Here is a 15,788-nt window from a genome sequence, read left to right as displayed (position 1 = left end):
TCAGGCGCCCTGCGCCACGGCGGCAGATTTCGCTTCGCGCGCAGCCTGCTTGCGATAGCGTTTGTCGGTGGCCGCCAGGATGCCGCCGCCGGCCATCATCAGGCAGCCCAGCCAGATCCAGCTGATGAAGGGCTTGTAGTAGAGGCGCACGACCCAGGTGTCGTTGTTCACCGCATCACCCATCGAGGCGTAGATGTCGCGGAATACACCGTTGTCGATCGAGGCTTCCGTCATCGGCATATTGCGGGCCGTATAGAGGCGCTTTTCAGGGTGCAGGGTGTTGAGCGTCATACCGTTGCGAGACAGTGTCAGCGTCGCACGCGCGGCGCGGTAATTGGGGCCTTGCACTTCGCGCACCTCGTCAAGCTTGAAGCTGTAGCCGGCCAGCGCGGTGCTGGTGCCGATCTTCAGTGCCACGTCGACGTTGGCTTCGAGGCTGCGCACCAGGCTCACACCGATGATGAAGATGCCGATACCCAGGTGTGCGAGCCACATGCCCCACCATGCCGAGGGAATGTTGCCCAGCTTCGCAGCAAGGCCGGAGTCGCGACGTTCGCCAAGGCGCTCCTGCAGCAGCTTCAGGCTGCCGAGCAGCACCCAGGCAGCAAGGCTCAGGCCCAGCGCGCTGCGCCAGCTCAGCACGTTCAGCGCCGCCGCGCTGCCGACGCCGATCACAGCGCTGATGAAGAACGCCGGGGCCAGCTTGCGCAGCAGCGGCTGCAAGGCGTGGCCTTTCCAGCGCACGAAGGGGCCGATCACCATGAGCAGCACGACCGGCGCCATCAGCGGGTAGAACACAGCCTCAAAGTAGGGCGGGCCGACCGACAGCTTGGCGCCACTGAGCGCGTCTACGGCCAGCGGGTAGAGCGTGCCGAGCAACACTGTCGCCGCGGCCACGGCCAGCAGGACGTTGTTGGTGAGCAGGAAGGTCTCGCGCGATAGACCATCGAACTGACCACCCCCCACCAGCTTGGGGGCGCGCCAAGCATACAGTGCAAGCGAACCGCCGATGACGAAGACCAGCAGCGCCAGGATGAACACGCCACGCGTCGGGTCACTCGCAAAGGCATGTACCGAAGTCAGTACGCCGGAGCGCACGAGGAAGGTGCCCAGCAGCGATAACGAGAAAGCCGCGATGGCGAGCAGTACGGTCCAGCTCTTGAAGGCGCCGCGCTTCTCGGTGACCGACAGCGAGTGGATCAATGCCGTGCCGACCAGCCAGGGCATGAAGCTGGCATTCTCGACCGGGTCCCAGAACCACCAGCCGCCCCAGCCCAGTTCGTAATAAGCCCAGCCCGAACCGAGTGCGATGCCGATGGTGAGGAACACCCAGGCCGCCAGCGTCCAGGGGCGCGACCAGCGCGCCCACGCCGCATCAAGGCGGCCGCTCAGCAAGGCCGCAATGGCAAACGCGAAGGCTACGGAGAAACCCACGTAACCCATGTAGAGCATGGGCGGGTGGATGATCATGCCCGGATCTTGCAGCAGCGGATTGAGGTCGTTGCCCTCTGGCGCGCCAGGGATCAGGCGCGTGAAAGGGTTGGACGTGAAAAGCGTGAAGGCGAGGAAGCCCGTAGCGACCAGACCCAGCACACCCAGCACGCGGGCGACGAAGCTTTCGGGCAGGTTGCGCGCCAGCGACACAGCCAGCGTCCAGCCCGACAGCATCAGGCCCCACAGCAGTAGCGAGCCCTCGTGGCTGCCCCACACGGCCGTAATGCGATACCACACGGGCAGCTGCGTATTGGAGTGCGAGGCGACGTAGGCGACCGAGAAGTCGTTGGCGATGAAGGCTTGCGTCAGACACAGGAAAGACAGCAGCACCAGTGCGAACTGGATCTGTGCCGCAGGCCTTGCAAGGCGCATCAAGGTGGCATCGCCACGCTGGGCACCGATGAGAGGCAGGGTGCCCATCACAGCGCAGATCAGCATGGCCAGAATGAGGGACAGGTGGCCGAGTTCAGGAATCATGGTGATGTGAGCGCCAGACTTACTGCTTCATGGTGCGCGCGGCTTCGTGCGCCTTGTCGATGGCAGCCTTGGCTTCGGGCGGCATGTAGTTCTCGTCGTGTTTGGCCAGCACCTCGCTGGCGATGAACAGGCCGCTGTCGTCCATCTTGCCTTGCGCCACGGCACCTTTGCCATCCTTGAACAGGTCGGGCAGCGCACCCTTATAGACCACGGGCAGGGTTTTGGCCGTGTCCGTGATGGTGAAACGCACGGTCAGACCGTCTTCCAGGCGTTCGATGGAGCCGCTCTCCACCATGCCGCCAACACGGAAGTTCTGGCCCTTGGGCACCTTGCCATCGGCGACTTCGGTCGGCGTGAAGAAGAACACCAGGTTGTCATTGAAGGCGTTGAGCACCAGCGTGGTGGCGCCGCCGAGCAGGGCCAGTGCGATGCCGATGAGGAGGAAACGTTTGTGACGGGCTTTCATTGCGATTCAGTCTTCGAGTTGTTGCAGGCGCTTGAGTCGATGCAGGGTGTCCCTCCGACGCTTGCCGAGCTGCCAGAGTTCCACGGCGATCAGCAGGAAAGTGGCGCCGTACGAGCCCCATACGAAGGCGCCACGGCCACCCATGGCAAGAAAGGCGGATACAGAGTCCCAGTTCATGCCGTGGCTCCTGCAATCTCGGCCTTGGCCCAGTCCGTGTTGCGTTCGCGCTCCAGGATGATGCTGCGTACGCGCCACAGCGTGACGGCGATGCTGTAGGCCCAGGCGGCCAGCGCCATGATCAGCATGCCCCACAGCATGGTCATGGCCATGCTGGGCGACTTGGTGAGGCTGACCGACGAGCCCTGGTGCAGGGTGTTCCACCACTGCACCGAGAAATAGATGATGGGTACGTTCACCGCCCCGACCAGGGCGATGATGGCGCCGGCCTTGTCGGCACGGCGCTGGTCTTCGATGGCGCTGGTCAATGCCATGAAGCCGAAGTAGAGGAACAGCAGCAGCAGTTGCGAGGTCAGCCGGGCGTCCCACACCCAGTACGTGCCCCAGGTCGGGCGTCCCCACAGGGCGCCGGTCCACAGCGCGAGAAAACAGAAGATGGCACCGGTGGGGGCCAGGGCGCGGCTCATGTAGAACGACAGGCGCGTGCCCAACCCGAGGCCTATCGCAGACCAGAACGCCATTGCCATGTAGATGACCATGCTCATCCAGGCGGCCGGGACGTGGATGAAGATGATGCGATAGACCTCGCCTTGCGTGGCATCGGTCGGTGCGACGAAGAAGCCGATGTAGAGGCCCACGGCACACAGTACAGCGGCCAGCGCGGCGATCCAGGGCGCAAGGCGGCCGGCCAGGGGGTAGAAGGTCTGTGGCGAGGAGAAATGGAAGAAATTCATGGTCGTACCGGCGTGAGGCCGCCATTATCCGGGATGTGAGTGTCTTGCGGCAGGCTTATTCACTGGCCAGGCGCAGTGCCGCTGCGCAGGCCAGCGGGCTCAGCGCCAGTGCGCCCAGCAGGCCGCCGCCCATCAGCAGCAGATGCGCCTTGAGGCCGATGCCGCCGCTCCAGGCATCGACGCTGCCGGCGCCGAAGACCAGTACGGGCACCATCAGGGGCAGCACCAGCAGGGCCAGCAGGCTGCCGGCGCCACGCAGGCCCAGCGTGAGGGCAGCGCCGATGGCGCCGATCAGCGAGAGGACAGGGGTGCCGATCAGCAGGGTGAAGGCCAGTACCCCGATGGCGCCCGGCTCCAGACCGTACATGAGCGCCAGCACAGGCGAGACGGCCACCAGCGGCAGCCCGGTACTGAGCCAGTGGGCGGCGATCTTGGCGGTGACCCACAGGACGGCGGGTTCGGGCGACAACAGCATCTGTTCGAGCACGCCGGAGTCATGGTCCTGACTGAACAGGCGTGGCAGGGCCAGCAGGGTGGCGAGCAGAGCGGCGACCCACACCACGCCGGGGCCGATGGCGCGCAGCTGGTTGGCTTCTGCCCCGACGCCGAAGGGGAACAGGCTGGCGACAATGACGAAGAAGCTCAGCGCGACCAGCAGGTCGGCGCGCGAGCGCCAGGCCAGCAGCAGATCGCGTTGCAGGGTGGCGAGGAAGATGCTGCTTGGCTTCATGCGATATGCGTCCACAGGTCGAGCTGGCGCACGGGGTGGATGAAGTTCACGTCCTGATGGCTGGTGAAGATGACCGCGCCGCCGTGTGACAGGTGGTGGTCGATGCGGCGCGCCAGGGCGTCGACAGCGGCGACGTCCAGGGCGGTGAAGGGCTCATCGAGTATCCACAGCTTCTGTGTGGCACCCAGCCACAGGCGGGCGAGGGCAACGCGGCGGCGCTGGCCCTGCGACAGAAGCTTGCAGGGCAGTTCGAGCTGACGGGCAAGGCCCAGTTCGACGAGCGCTTCGCTGCAGCGCGCCTCATCGGCCGGAGCGTTCATCAGGCTCGCCGCGAAGCGCAGGTTTTCAAGCGGGGTCAGCAGTTCGTGCAGGGCCGGAGCGTGACCGATGTAGAGCAGATCAGCATGGAAGGCTTCGCGCTGCGCAGCCATCGGCTGGCCCTGCCATAGCAGCTCGCCGGCCTCGATGTGCATGAGGCCGCACAGCATGCGCAGCAGGCTGGTTTTGCCGACGCCGTTGGGGCCGATGAGGCGCAGCAGCTCACCGTGCCTGACGGTAAAGTCGAGGCGGCGGAACAACAGGCGTTCGCCGCGCAGACAGGCGAGTTGACGGGCTTCCAGCATGGGGCGGATTGAACCACAAATACGTGGTGAGACAGGGCGCCGGTTTGCGCGGCCCCTGCGGACGGCTTATTGCGCCTTGATGCAGAAATTGATTGCGATCTCGTCCCAGGTGGCGGTCGTGCGACGCCACAGGCGCGGGCTGCGCGAACCTTGCTGGGCGTAGCGGTAGCCACGGAGTAGATCGTCGCCGGAGAATTCGTTGGTGACGGCCCCTTCGCCCATGACTTCGTCGAGCTTTTTCGGGGACTTGATGTGCAGGAAGACAACCGACAGCGGCGGCGATGAGCTGAAGACCGTGAAGGCCCAGCCGCCTTTGCCGGCGCACAGGTGATCGATTTTGCTCTTCGAGATATGGCGGAATTTCTTGGTGCCCATGTCGACGGCCAGGGCCTGTATTTCCTGTTCGCACAACAGTTCCCACTTGGCGCCGTCTGGCCCGATTTTCATGTTGGGCACGATCAGCGAGCCGCCGGTGTAGGTGCAGACCTGAATGCCACGGCCGATCAGTGAGGTCGGGCCATCGAGAATCGGTGTCGTCATGTATGTCTCCTGGTCAGTGCAAGGGGGGCTGCTGCTCTGGCAGGAGTGTATAGAAGCTTGCGCGTTGCGCTGGTGGGAATGACGCGAAAGCAGGCCCTCCCTTTTCGCGGTTGTGGCATCGGCCGTGCTGACATCTGGAGAGCTCTGCCAGAAGCAGGCGTGCCTGAGCGCCCGACTTTGCGCTCAGAAAAGCTCGAAGTCCTCGCCGCCGCTTTTGCCGCGCAAACTGCCGAGGACGGTTTCGAATTCGCTGTCGAACGAGGCGCCATCGAGGAGGAGCTTGAGGATGGCCTCTATCGGCTGGTGCATGGCCCGGTTGATTTCATCTTCCAGGCGATCATCGCGATCAAGCCACGGGAACGCTGAGCTGATGTTGGTCTCGGCATTCAGGAGCTGCAAGCGTACGCCAGCGATCAGGTTGCGCTGCCGATTACGCAAACCTTCCAGCGTGGTGAATATGTCACCCAGCGCGGATTGCATGCTCTCTGCGCGCTCGGCGGATTCACGCCGCATGCCGACACTTTCGGCCAGGGCTTCCGCTGTCTCGGTGACGATGGTCATGTTGTCGCGGATGCGGCCGGCGAGCTCGGGGTCGTTCTCGGGCATGTTGCTGATCACGGTCGTCACCGTGGCGTAATTGATCGCCAGCCGGTTGCGGAAGGCGACTTGCCGACCCATCGATGAGAGTTGATTGATGGCGGCAAGTTCGAGCTCGGTGATTTCCCCGCGTGACGAGTGCGTGGTGGTGTTGCCATTGTGGCGGATGATCACGCTGCACTGGACGCCGAATGTTCTTGCAGCTTCTACGAAGTGTGAGGCCAGTTCTTCGTAGCTCCGACACTTCAGGCTGCTGCGGATGAATTGCAGGAGTGCGCCGTTTTCGCTGGCCGAGGACAGAAAATTCATGGCCATGCGGTGCAGCGAGTCCTTCTCCTGGAGAAGGGAGCGCTGGAGCTGATGTTGCCGGATGGCGAGCTTGACCTTGCGCGAGAGGATCTCTGCCGAGACGGGTTTGACAAAGATGTCCGACCCGCCTGCATCGAATGCCTTGAGGTGTTCCTCGGGGGACGCGTGCCCTGTGGCGAAGAGAATGGGAATGTCGGTGATTTCGCGCAGGCGGCGGCAGGTTTCAAAGCCATTCATGCCTGGCATGTCGATGTCCAGCAGCATGAGGTCCGGCATCTGCGCCTCGCAGGCTTGCAGCGCAGCCTCACCGCTGTTCGCGATCTGGATGTTGTAGCGATCACCGAGGATGGCGCTGTGCATGCGGGCTGTCGCGCGGTCGTCATCGACGACAAGGATATTGGCCCCGGCCATGTCTGCATCGTCATTGCCGGATGACAAGGGGGGTGACGGGTCGGTTTTGGTCATGGCAGTAGTGGATCGCGGTTGTGCCGGCGGCGCGCGTCTTCCGGCATTGTGGGCGTGCAGTCAATCAAGCCGGACTCTCGCCGGCGGGGTTCATGCGGCGCCATGGGGCAACTCCCGCGGGGATGAATCAAGACCACTGCCTGCGCCCGACGTGCAGCGCGCAGGGCTTGTCATGAGGCTCAACAACTGCTCGAACAGGCTATCGGCAGCAGCGTCCTGGCGCAGAACCTCATGGATATCCTCCAGCGGGGCATGCAGGGCGGCGCTCAACACCTCTTCTTGATGCTTGTCGGTGCCGAGCCGATCAAAACTGGCTTCAAGGTTGTCGCGCAGCGCAGTGGTCGCAAGGCCGATGCGGGTGATCAGGCTGCGATGACGCAGGCGGAGAGACTCAAGCATGTTGGCGGCGTTGGCGGGCAGGTCGAGCGGTCTCTCCGGCATGCAGGAGGGGATGCGGGCGCTGAGTGCTTGGATGCATTCGAGGCGCTGCGTGACCTGGGCATGTATGCGATGCGCTTCGGCAGATTGTGCGTCGGGCATGTTGCTGATAACGGCCGAGATGTGCGGGTAGTTGATGCACAACCGGCTCTTGAAGCGTGTTTCGGGGCCGAGTTCAGACAACTGGGCCAGCACCGAGCGTTCGAGAGGGCTGGCCTCACCGTCCTGGCTCAATGTGATGTCCTTGCCGTCCGAGCGCAGGCGCACGCAGCAGTGAATGCCCAGGTGGCGCGTGGCGTCGATGAAGTGCGCCGCCAGGCTGGCGGGGGTGGTACAGGCGAGGGCCTGTTCGAGGAATTCGAGCAGGATGCCGCGCTGCGAGTTTATCGGCGGCAGACGTTGTGCCAGATCCTGCAGGCTCTCCCGCTCGGTCAGCAGGCGACGGCGCTCATGGTGCTGGAGGATGGCGGTGGAGACTTTGTGCAGCAGGATCTCGGCACTGAGCGGTTTGACGCAAATGTCGGTTCCACCTGCTTCATAGGCCTGCATGTGCTCTTCGGGCGAATCGTGTCCGGTAGCGAAGATGATGGGAATGTCGGTCGATTCGCGGAGGGCGCGGCAGGTGTCATAGCCATTCAGTCCGGGCATGCCGACGTCGAGCAGCACAAGGTCGGGCATTTGCTCGCGGCACAAGGCTATGGCTTCTTCGCCCGATTCCGCCGTACGGACTTCGAAACGATTGGCCAGCATCAGACGATGCATGGCACGGGTGGACGACACGTCATCTACGACCAGTATGCTGCCCTGTTGCCTGCGAGCAAGGAATTCTTCGTAGGTTTCCATGTGGCTCTTCTGACGTCCTGCATTCACTTGTATCGAAGGTAAACGGCAATGCCAGGAGTGGCTTTAGCGAGCGCCCCGCTTCAGTTGCGACATGACGTGCCGATATCACCGGAAGCCGGCGGAAATCCAGCGGGCAGCACGCGGACAACCCGCCAGAAAGCACGGTGCTGCAGATCGTCAATGAGGAGGCTTTCATGTCAGTCAAGACAATCATCTCGCGTTGGGCGGCAGGCCTGGCCTGCTTCATCGGCCTGCTTGCCGGGGCTCAGGCCGAGGATGTGGTGTATCGCTTTTCGCCGGTGAATCAGTGGGATATCAACAAGACGGCGGCTTACTGGAACCCCATCATCCAGTACGTGAGCGACAAAAGTGGCGTGAAACTGCAGCTCAAGATCGGTCGTACCTCGGCGGACACGACGGCCTACGTGCTGGCGCAGGAGGTCGAGTTCGTATTCAGCAATCACCTGTTCAGTCCTGAGCGCGAGGCGCTGGGCTGGAAAGTCTTCGGGCGCCGCCAGGACCCCGAGATTCGCGGCGCCATTGCGGTGCCTGAGGACTCGCCCATCGCGAAGCTCGAAGACCTGAAAGGTCAGGAGGTCGCCTTCGCCGGACCGGAAGCCTTCATCGGATACAAAGTGACATATGGCCATTTGCTGTCGCGCGGCATCGACGTCAAGGTGGTGTTCGGAGGCAATCAGAACGCAGCGTTCGCGCAACTGTTTGCTGGCAAAGCCCGTGCGGTGGGCAGCAACTCGGCGTTGATCGAAGCGTTCGAGAAGCGCGAGGGCAAGAAATTCCGCGTCCTGTGGACCTCAGAGGGCTACAACGATCTGGCACTCATGCACTCCGGCAAGGTGCCAGAAAAGGATGTGCGCGCAGTGGCTGCTGCATTCTTCGGCATGCACAAGGATCCGGTTGGCAAGGAAGTGCTGCGCAAGGCGTCTCAGGAGGTGGGGCTGACTGCCGGCGAAGACTTCTTCATCCCGGCTACAGGTAACGACTATGCGTCGTACCGACGCTTCTATCAGACAGCGCCCGCTGCGCTGCGCTAAGCGTGTCAGCCTGTATTGCAGGCGGGTGACGTGACCATGGCGTGGCGCGTTCTGCGTTTGCCCGCATCGCTGGTCGGCCGTGTCTACCTGCTCTATGCGGCGACATGGCTGGCGTTCGTCGCGTCCGGTCTGGGCCTGTTCTATGAGACCCGATTTCATCAGAACGTCGAGGAGCAGCAGCAGTCAGCGGCGATGCTGATCGAGGTGGTGGCGCAATCCGTTGGCGACAGTGCGGTCATCGGTGACTACGACACCATTCAGCGCATGCTCGAAAAAAGCATTCTCAGCTCGTCGTTCTCTGCGGCTACCTACATCGACTTGAGCGGTGGAAAACTGGTCGCGCAGAGCGCCAGAGCTGTCGAAACGCCGGCGCCCTCCTGGCTGGTGGAAGAGGTGGCGGGAGAGCTGGACGAGATCAACCGCACCATCACGGTGGGCGGTAAGGATTACGGTGTGTTGCGCCTGCAGTTCGATGTGCCCCTGATCGCGGGGCAGTTGTGGATGGTGGTTCGTCTCGCGGCAGTACTGTCGGTGGCGAGCCTGCTCGGTAGTCTCTTGCTGATCTGGTACCCCTTGCGCTTGTGGCTGGGGCGTCTGAAACCGGTGTCGATGGCCTCATCAAGCGGACCTGCGCCTGCCACGGCGCCTGTCAATGACAGCATGATTGCGAACGCGCCACTGGAATTCCGTGACACGCTGGTGACGCTGCAAGCGACAGCGGAGCGGCTGCAGAGCGAGTTGTCTCATCGCGAGCAGGCTTTGTCTGCTTTGCGCGGGATCGTTGCCGATCTCATGCCCGCAGGCGATGGTGGGGCAGACACGCAGGAGCTGGAGTCGGTCATCCAGACAATATCGCGGCTGGTGGCCGAGCGCGAGCAAGCGGCCAGACAGATGCGCGAAGCGCGCGACGCAGCCGACGCGGCGAACCGTGCGAAGAGTGACTTCCTGGCCAACATGAGCCATGAAATCCGCACACCCATGAACGGTGTGATCGGCATGCTGGAGCTGGCGCTCGATACGCCGCTGAGTGGTCAGCAGAACGATTACCTGAGCACCGCGCGCAGCTCGGCTGACAGTTTGCTGGCCATCATCAATGAGATTCTCGATTTCTCGAAGATCGAGGCGGGGAAGATCAGCGTTGAAGAGATCCCCGTCGACCTGCCGGGCTTGCTGGTCGATACGCTCAAACCTCCGCGCGTGACGGCCGAGAAGAAAGGTCTGGCACTCGAACTGGTGACCGAATCCGGGACCCCTGCATTCGTGTTGGGCGATCCCGTGCGCCTGCGGCAGATTCTCAACAACCTCGTCAGCAACGCGATCAAGTTCACTGCTGAGGGTCGGGTGACTGTCTCATCCCGCGTCGTTGGTGAGGGGGGTGGGGCGAGGTTGCAGCTGGCGGTTCAAGACACGGGCATCGGTATTCCGCTGGACAAGCAGCAGCGCATCTTCGATGCCTTTTCGCAAGAGGACGACTCCACCACGCGTCGTTTCGGCGGCACCGGCCTGGGGCTGACGATCTGTCGCAAACTGGCCAACCTGATGGGCGGCGACATACTGCTCGACAGTCAGCCCGGCAAGGGAAGTTGCTTCGTACTTGATGTGCCGCTGCGCATTGCCGAGCGTCCGGTGGAGCGCGCAGCAGGAAGCGTGACGACTGCCACCGGGGGGGCGGGGGATGCTGGACTGGATGTGCTGGTGGCCGAAGATAATCCGACCAACCAGAAACTGATCCTGGCGTTGCTGAAGGGGCTGGGGCACCGCACCCAGCTTGCGCAGAACGGCGAAGAGGCCGTGCAACAATGGAGCTCGGGGTCGTTCGACATCATCCTCATGGATATGCATATGCCGGTCATGGGCGGCATTGCCGCAACACGCGAGATCCGCAAACGCGAGGCGGAGCTGGCCCGTGCGCCGATCCAGATCTTTGCGCTGACGGCAGCAGCCATGGCCGACGAGCAGCAGGAAGGGCTGGAGGCAGGCCTCGATGGCTACCTCACGAAACCCATCAGTCGCGCAGCACTGGCTGACACGCTGACCCAGGTTGCGGCGGGCTTGGCTGCGCACTGAACGGGCGCACAAAGAGAAACCCCCACGACAGTGCCGTGGGGGCTGGCGACCGATGCAGTCCGTACGCCTCAGGCGGCGTGTTCAAGCACCTGTACGTTGCTGCCCGTGCCGATGCTGATCTTGCGCGGCTTGAGGGCCTCGGGCACCTCACGGACGAGCTCGATGTTGAGCAGGCCGTTGTCCAGCGCTGCGCCGACGACACGCACGTGGTCGGTCAGCTGGAAGCGGTGCTCGAAGTCGCGCGCAGCAATGCCACGATGCAGCCAGGTCTTGGGGCCGGTATCTTCAGCCTTGCGACCGCTGACGCGCAGCGTGTCGTTGGCCGTCTCGATGTCGAGCTCTTCAGCCCTGAAGCCGGCGACTGCCATCGTGATGCGATATTTGTCTTCTGCCACCAGCTCGATGTTGTAAGGCGGGTAGCTGGGAGTGCTGTCAGTGCGCAGCGCGGCGTCGACGACCTGGGCAAGGCGATCGAAACCGATGGACGAGCGATAGAGCGGGGAAAAGTCGAAAGTACGCATGGTTCATCCTCCTGGGAGCAATGGCTTGAACAGGCCTCACCATGAGCGCCTGTAGCTCCTAGTTATGTTCGTGTTCCGGAGATTTCAAGAGGAGTATCTGCAACGCGTGTTCGTGGCAAGCTATGGCAAAAGACAACACGCCGACCATCCTTGCCAGGGTGGGCAGAGGAGGAGATACCCTTGATCGAATTGCCCGAAGACTGGAAAGCCTGGCTGCGCCACCACGTAGTGCGCAGCACGCCGCCGCAGACCCTTATCCAGGCCATGACCAGCGTGGGTTTCGACAGCGCGACCGCGACCGTGCTGGTGACGCGGGCCTTTTCGCCCGGTGTGCACGTGCCGATTCCCTTGCCGAAGAATCCGGTCATTCCGCCGTATCCCTTCCATGCAGCAACGGGTTATCGCAATGATGTCGTGCCGGTGCCCAAGGGCAATCGCATCGATGTGGGAGATCGCGTGGTGGATGTGGGCATGCGTATCGACAAGCCTTGCGTCATTACCTTCGCCAACGTGGTGTCGGACGAAGAATGCGCCGCGCTGATCGCATTGGCAGAGCCGCGTCTCAAGCCGTCGACGGTGGTCAATGCGCAGACCGGCAGGTCAGATCTGAGTGCGGCACGCAGCAGCGGCGGCACGGTGTTGCAGCGTGGTGAAACGCCGCTGGTGGCGCGCATCGACGAGCGTGTGGCGCGGCTCATGAACCTGCCGGTGGAGAACGGGGAGGGCTTCTCTGTGCTGCGCTATGGTGTAGGGGACGAGTATCAGCCTCACTTCGATTACTTTCCACCGCAGGACCCCGGCAGCCAGAAGCGCATGCTGACGGGGGGACAGCGTGTGGCGACGCTGATCCTCTATCTCAACGACGTTGAGGCGGGTGGTGAAACCTGGTTTCCGGACGCGGGCATTTCAGTGCTGCCGCGCAAGGGTTGTGCGCTGTACTTCCAGTACTGCAATGCGGCGGGTCAGGTGGACCCGCTGACGCGTCATGCTGGTCAGCCGGTGCTGTCGGGCGAAAAGTGGATCATGACCAAGTGGGTGCGGCAGCGGCGCTTCGGTCTGGAGAGCTGAGAACGCGCGACACAGTTCATCGCGATGCCTCTTGATCAGGGACTGCCCGTACGGTAGCGCGGAGCACTTTGACATATGCTGCGGCGCTTCTGATGCGAGCGGGGAATTCTGATGAGTGCGGGTGTAGCGTCTGACGTGGTGTTGTTCGGCGGGACCGGTGATCTGGTCATGCGCAAATTGGTCCCGGCGCTGTTCCACCTGCACAGTTTGAGTTTGCTTGACCCCGGTTGTCGCATCATCGCGGTAGCGCGCGAGCCGTTCGATGACGAGGCGTACCGGCGACTGGTGGCAGACAAGGCGCGCAGCTTCCTGCACGAAGGGCATGACGAGTCGGCATGGGCTGCCTTTCTGGCGCGCCTGGAATACGTGGGCTGCGATGTGCGCGATGTGGCGAGTTTCAACGGGTTGCGCGAGCGTTTGAAGCCGGGGGGCTCGCGCCTCTTTTACCTGTCAACGACGCCGGCGCTGTTCTCGCCGATTTGCCGCAACCTCAGCGCCAGCGGCTTGATTCTCGAAGACAGCCGCGTGATTGTCGAAAAACCGCTGGGCCATGATCTGGCCTCGTCGCAGGCGATCAATGACGAAATTGGTGCGTGCTTTCGCGAAGACCAGATCTTCCGCATCGATCATTACCTGGGCAAGGAGCCGGTGCAGAACCTGCTCGCACTGCGCTTCGGCAACAGCCTGTTTGAACCGCTGTGGCGGCGCGAGTGGGTCAGCGATGTGCAAATCACGGTGGCGGAGACCATCGGTGTGGGCTCGCGCGGCGAGTTCTACAACAGCACCGGTGCGATGCGCGACATGATCCAGAACCACATCCTGCAGCTGCTGTGCATCGTGGCAATGGAGCCGCCGGCGTCGATCTCGCCTGATGCGGTGCGTGACGAGAAGCTCAAGGTGTTACGTGCGCTGCGGCCCATCGTCGAAGAGCGCATCGCGACGCACACCGTGCGCGGGCAGTACCGTGCGGGTGCAGTGGAGGGGCAGGTGGTGCCGGGCTATCTGGAAGAGGCGGGTATTCCGGCAGGGAGCCGCACCGAGACCTATGTTGCCATCAAGGCCGAAATTGATTCCTGGCGCTGGGCGGGCGTGCCGTTCTATCTGCGCACAGGCAAGCGTATGCAGGACAAGCTCGCCGAGATTGTCGTGAACTTCCGCCAGATGCCGCATTCGATCTTCGGCAGCGGCGCGCTGGGGCATTTCGCCAATCGTCTGGTGATCCAGATGCAGCCCAACGAGACGGTGCTGCTGCACATGATGGCGAAGCAACCGGGAGAGGTGATGCGCCTCGAACCGGTGAAGCTCGACCTGGACTTCCGCGAAGCCTTCCGCACGCAGCGACTGGAGGCGTATGCGCGCCTGCTCATGGATGCCTTGCGCGGCAACCTCACGCTGTTCGTGCGGCGTGACGAGCAGGAGGCCGCCTGGCGCTGGGTGGAGCCGGTGATGAATGCCTGGGCCGAGTCAGAGGAGCTGCCACGCAGCTACAACGCCGGCACCTGGGGGCCGGCTGCAGCGAGTGCGCTGCTGGTGCGTGATGGCCTTGGTTGGCACGAGGAGATCGCGCGCTAGGTCTGCAAAGTATGCGGCGCGCTGATCGATCAGATGCGCCGCACCGTATCGCGAACGACGAGCTCCAAGCCGGGGAGTTCGCGTTCCGGTACGTTGTTGCCGAGCATGCGCAGCAGGGTTTCGCCGCAATAGGCGCCCATCTCGAACAGCGGCTGACGCACCGTGGTGAGTGGCGGCGTCTGGAACGCGGCGGCGGGCAGATCGTCGAAGCCGACCAGGGAGATGTCGTCCGGCACGCGGATGCCGCGCCGGTGCAGCACCATGCGTGCGCCGAGTGCGGTCTGGTCGTTGGCGGCGAAGACGGCGGTAAAGTGTTCTTGCGAGTCGAGGAGACGCGTCATGGCGAGCACGCCGCCACTCTCGGTGAAGTCGCCCTGCTGGACCAGAACGTCTTCGCTGTGCAGCCCGGCTTCCTGCAGCGCGCGGCAGTAGCCAGCGTAGCGGCGCTGGGCGTCGGGATGGTCTTTCACGCCGGTGATGAAGGCGATGCGGCGGTGGCCCATGCTGATGAGGTAGCGTGTGGCAAGAAAGCCGCCGTACTCCTGGTCATAGCAGACCGAGCGCACGTTATGTGCTTCCATGTCACGACCCGCGACAACAATGGGCTGGCGCTGCGCGAGGGCGCGCAGGGCATGCTCTTCGAGACGGCCGGTGATGATGACGATGCCGTCTACGCGCCGTGCCGCGAGCAGGCGGATACGGTCTTCTTCCTCGTGTGCATCCCAGTGGCCACTGACGATGAAGAGGGCATAGCCGGCTTTGCTCAGCGCCTCCTCGACGCCCTTCATCACACGTGTGAAGAAGGGGCTTTCGATGTCCTGCGTCACGACGCCGACCGTCATGGTCGTGCCCATCTTTAGGCCGCGCGCGAACTGGTTGGGCTTGAAGGAGAGGGTACGGATGGCGGCTTCGACGGCGCTGCGCTTGTCGGCCGACACGCGCGCGGTGCCGTTGAGGATGCGCGATACGGTGCTCACCGACACCTTGGCCAGCCGGGCGACGTCCGTGACGGTCACGGCCTCCGATTCGTCGGGAAGTTGCGGGCTGCTGGCGTTGCTCTCCATCTTCATGATCTGTTTTTCTTGGCGCGAACAGTGGGGATCATACCTTGGGTGGCAGTGCAGACCGGCTTGTGGACACATCGTCAGCGGGCGCGTGTCGGGCCGTGTTTCGCTGTGCGCGGCAGTCGCCAGAGTGACAAGCGTTCCGGGTGGCAGACGAGAGAACAACGGCTGTCATATATGAAAACGTTATCACCAACAAATGCTATGCCGGAGTGTAGCAGGTGACCGAGGAACGGGGTCGAGTTGATGCGGTGATTTGTTGCGCTGCACAGACCGTATATTCCCTGTGCATGTGTGCGTATTTGCGTAGAAATTAATTACATATTTGATATGTAATGATTTTTGTGTGAATTTCAGTGTCGGGGACTGATTTTTATGGATAGGGATTTTCCCGAATACGAAAGGTTTTTCGTTGACTTTGCTGGTCGCCGAAGCTGAAATCCACTTCACAAAACAGACGGCGCTTTCACAGATCGGCGTGAAAACGTTTTCAATAATGAGCCCTGACAGAGGGGGGTATGGAGAGCGGTCGGCACGGCGCCTGACGCACC

The 15,788-nt window shown here is 62.8% G+C and carries 15 protein-coding genes; 4 read left to right on the top strand and 11 right to left on the bottom strand.

Going from position 1 to position 15,788, the window contains the following annotated elements; translation table 11 throughout:
• The 9 genes from ABEA02_RS18130 to ABEA02_RS18090 all read right to left on the bottom strand — a co-directional run bounded on the left by ABEA02_RS18130 (position 1) and on the right by ABEA02_RS18090 (position 7,893).
• Positions 1 to 1,971, bottom strand: coding sequence for a heme lyase CcmF/NrfE family subunit (locus ABEA02_RS18130; RefSeq protein ID WP_345534509.1), 1,971 nt, complete (start codon positions 1,969 to 1,971; stop codon positions 1 to 3).
• Positions 1,972 to 1,990: 19 nt separating this feature from the next.
• Positions 1,991 to 2,437: a cytochrome c maturation protein CcmE gene (gene ccmE, locus ABEA02_RS18125; protein ID WP_345534508.1), complete on the bottom strand. Its 447-nt coding sequence runs from the start codon at positions 2,435 to 2,437 to the stop codon at positions 1,991 to 1,993.
• Between the two features lie 6 nt (positions 2,438 to 2,443).
• On the bottom strand, positions 2,444 to 2,614 hold the full coding sequence (ccmD, locus tag ABEA02_RS18120; RefSeq protein ID WP_345534507.1) for a heme exporter protein CcmD: 171 nt from the start codon (positions 2,612 to 2,614) through the stop codon (positions 2,444 to 2,446).
• Entirely contained in the window at positions 2,611 to 3,348 is a 738-nt protein-coding gene (ccmC, locus tag ABEA02_RS18115; protein WP_345534506.1) for a heme ABC transporter permease CcmC, read from the bottom strand. The genes ccmD and ccmC overlap by 4 nt, the downstream gene beginning before the upstream one ends.
• A gap of 55 nt (positions 3,349 to 3,403) precedes the next feature.
• Complete coding sequence (gene ccmB, locus ABEA02_RS18110) at positions 3,404 to 4,078, bottom strand: heme exporter protein CcmB (protein ID WP_345534505.1); 675 nt, start codon at positions 4,076 to 4,078, stop codon at positions 3,404 to 3,406.
• Positions 4,075 to 4,701: a cytochrome c biogenesis heme-transporting ATPase CcmA gene (ccmA, locus tag ABEA02_RS18105; RefSeq protein WP_345534504.1), complete on the bottom strand. Its 627-nt coding sequence runs from the start codon at positions 4,699 to 4,701 to the stop codon at positions 4,075 to 4,077. The genes ccmB and ccmA overlap by 4 nt, the downstream gene beginning before the upstream one ends.
• Positions 4,702 to 4,767: 66 nt before the next feature.
• A complete protein-coding gene (locus ABEA02_RS18100; RefSeq protein WP_345534503.1) occupies positions 4,768 to 5,241 on the bottom strand; it encodes a hypothetical protein in 474 nt (157 codons plus the stop codon).
• Between the two features lie 183 nt (positions 5,242 to 5,424).
• Positions 5,425 to 6,612: a response regulator gene (locus ABEA02_RS18095; RefSeq protein WP_345534502.1), complete on the bottom strand. Its 1,188-nt coding sequence runs from the start codon at positions 6,610 to 6,612 to the stop codon at positions 5,425 to 5,427.
• 90 nt (positions 6,613 to 6,702) lie between these two features.
• Complete coding sequence (locus tag ABEA02_RS18090) at positions 6,703 to 7,893, bottom strand: response regulator (protein WP_345534501.1); 1,191 nt, start codon at positions 7,891 to 7,893, stop codon at positions 6,703 to 6,705.
• 194 nt (positions 7,894 to 8,087) lie between these two features.
• Here ABEA02_RS18090 and ABEA02_RS18085 point away from each other — a divergent pair, with 194 nt between their 5' ends.
• Entirely contained in the window at positions 8,088 to 8,945 is an 858-nt protein-coding gene (locus ABEA02_RS18085; RefSeq protein WP_345534500.1) for a phosphate/phosphite/phosphonate ABC transporter substrate-binding protein, read from the top strand.
• A gap of 36 nt (positions 8,946 to 8,981) precedes the next feature.
• Positions 8,982 to 11,012 (top strand): hybrid sensor histidine kinase/response regulator, encoded by a 2,031-nt coding sequence (locus tag ABEA02_RS18080; RefSeq protein WP_345534499.1) that lies wholly within the window; start codon positions 8,982 to 8,984, stop codon positions 11,010 to 11,012.
• Positions 11,013 to 11,080: 68 nt separating this feature from the next.
• On the opposite strand, the gene ABEA02_RS18075 is transcribed toward ABEA02_RS18080, so the two are convergent.
• A complete protein-coding gene (locus ABEA02_RS18075) occupies positions 11,081 to 11,533 on the bottom strand; it encodes an Hsp20 family protein (protein WP_345534498.1) in 453 nt (150 codons plus the stop codon).
• A 180-nt stretch (positions 11,534 to 11,713) separates the two neighbouring features.
• Between ABEA02_RS18075 and ABEA02_RS18070 the strand changes: the two genes are divergently transcribed.
• Positions 11,714 to 12,601 carry a 2OG-Fe(II) oxygenase gene (locus ABEA02_RS18070; RefSeq protein WP_345534497.1) on the top strand — a complete coding sequence of 296 codons (888 nt, stop codon included), beginning with the start codon at positions 11,714 to 11,716 and terminating at the stop codon, positions 12,599 to 12,601.
• 111 nt (positions 12,602 to 12,712) lie between these two features.
• A complete protein-coding gene (zwf, locus tag ABEA02_RS18065) occupies positions 12,713 to 14,173 on the top strand; it encodes a glucose-6-phosphate dehydrogenase (RefSeq protein ID WP_345534496.1) in 1,461 nt (486 codons plus the stop codon).
• A 29-nt stretch (positions 14,174 to 14,202) separates the two neighbouring features.
• Here zwf and ABEA02_RS18060 read toward each other — a convergent pair whose 3' ends face one another.
• Complete coding sequence (locus tag ABEA02_RS18060) at positions 14,203 to 15,243, bottom strand: LacI family DNA-binding transcriptional regulator (RefSeq protein WP_345534495.1); 1,041 nt, start codon at positions 15,241 to 15,243, stop codon at positions 14,203 to 14,205.
• Positions 15,244 to 15,788 lie beyond the last annotated feature (545 nt).

The organism is Viridibacterium curvum, from assembly GCF_039544165.1.
Taxonomy (GTDB): Bacteria; Pseudomonadota; Gammaproteobacteria; order Burkholderiales; family Rhodocyclaceae; genus Viridibacterium; species Viridibacterium curvum.
The sequence above is the reverse complement of the archived record's forward strand: the minus strand, read 5'-3'. Positions and strand labels throughout refer to the sequence as shown.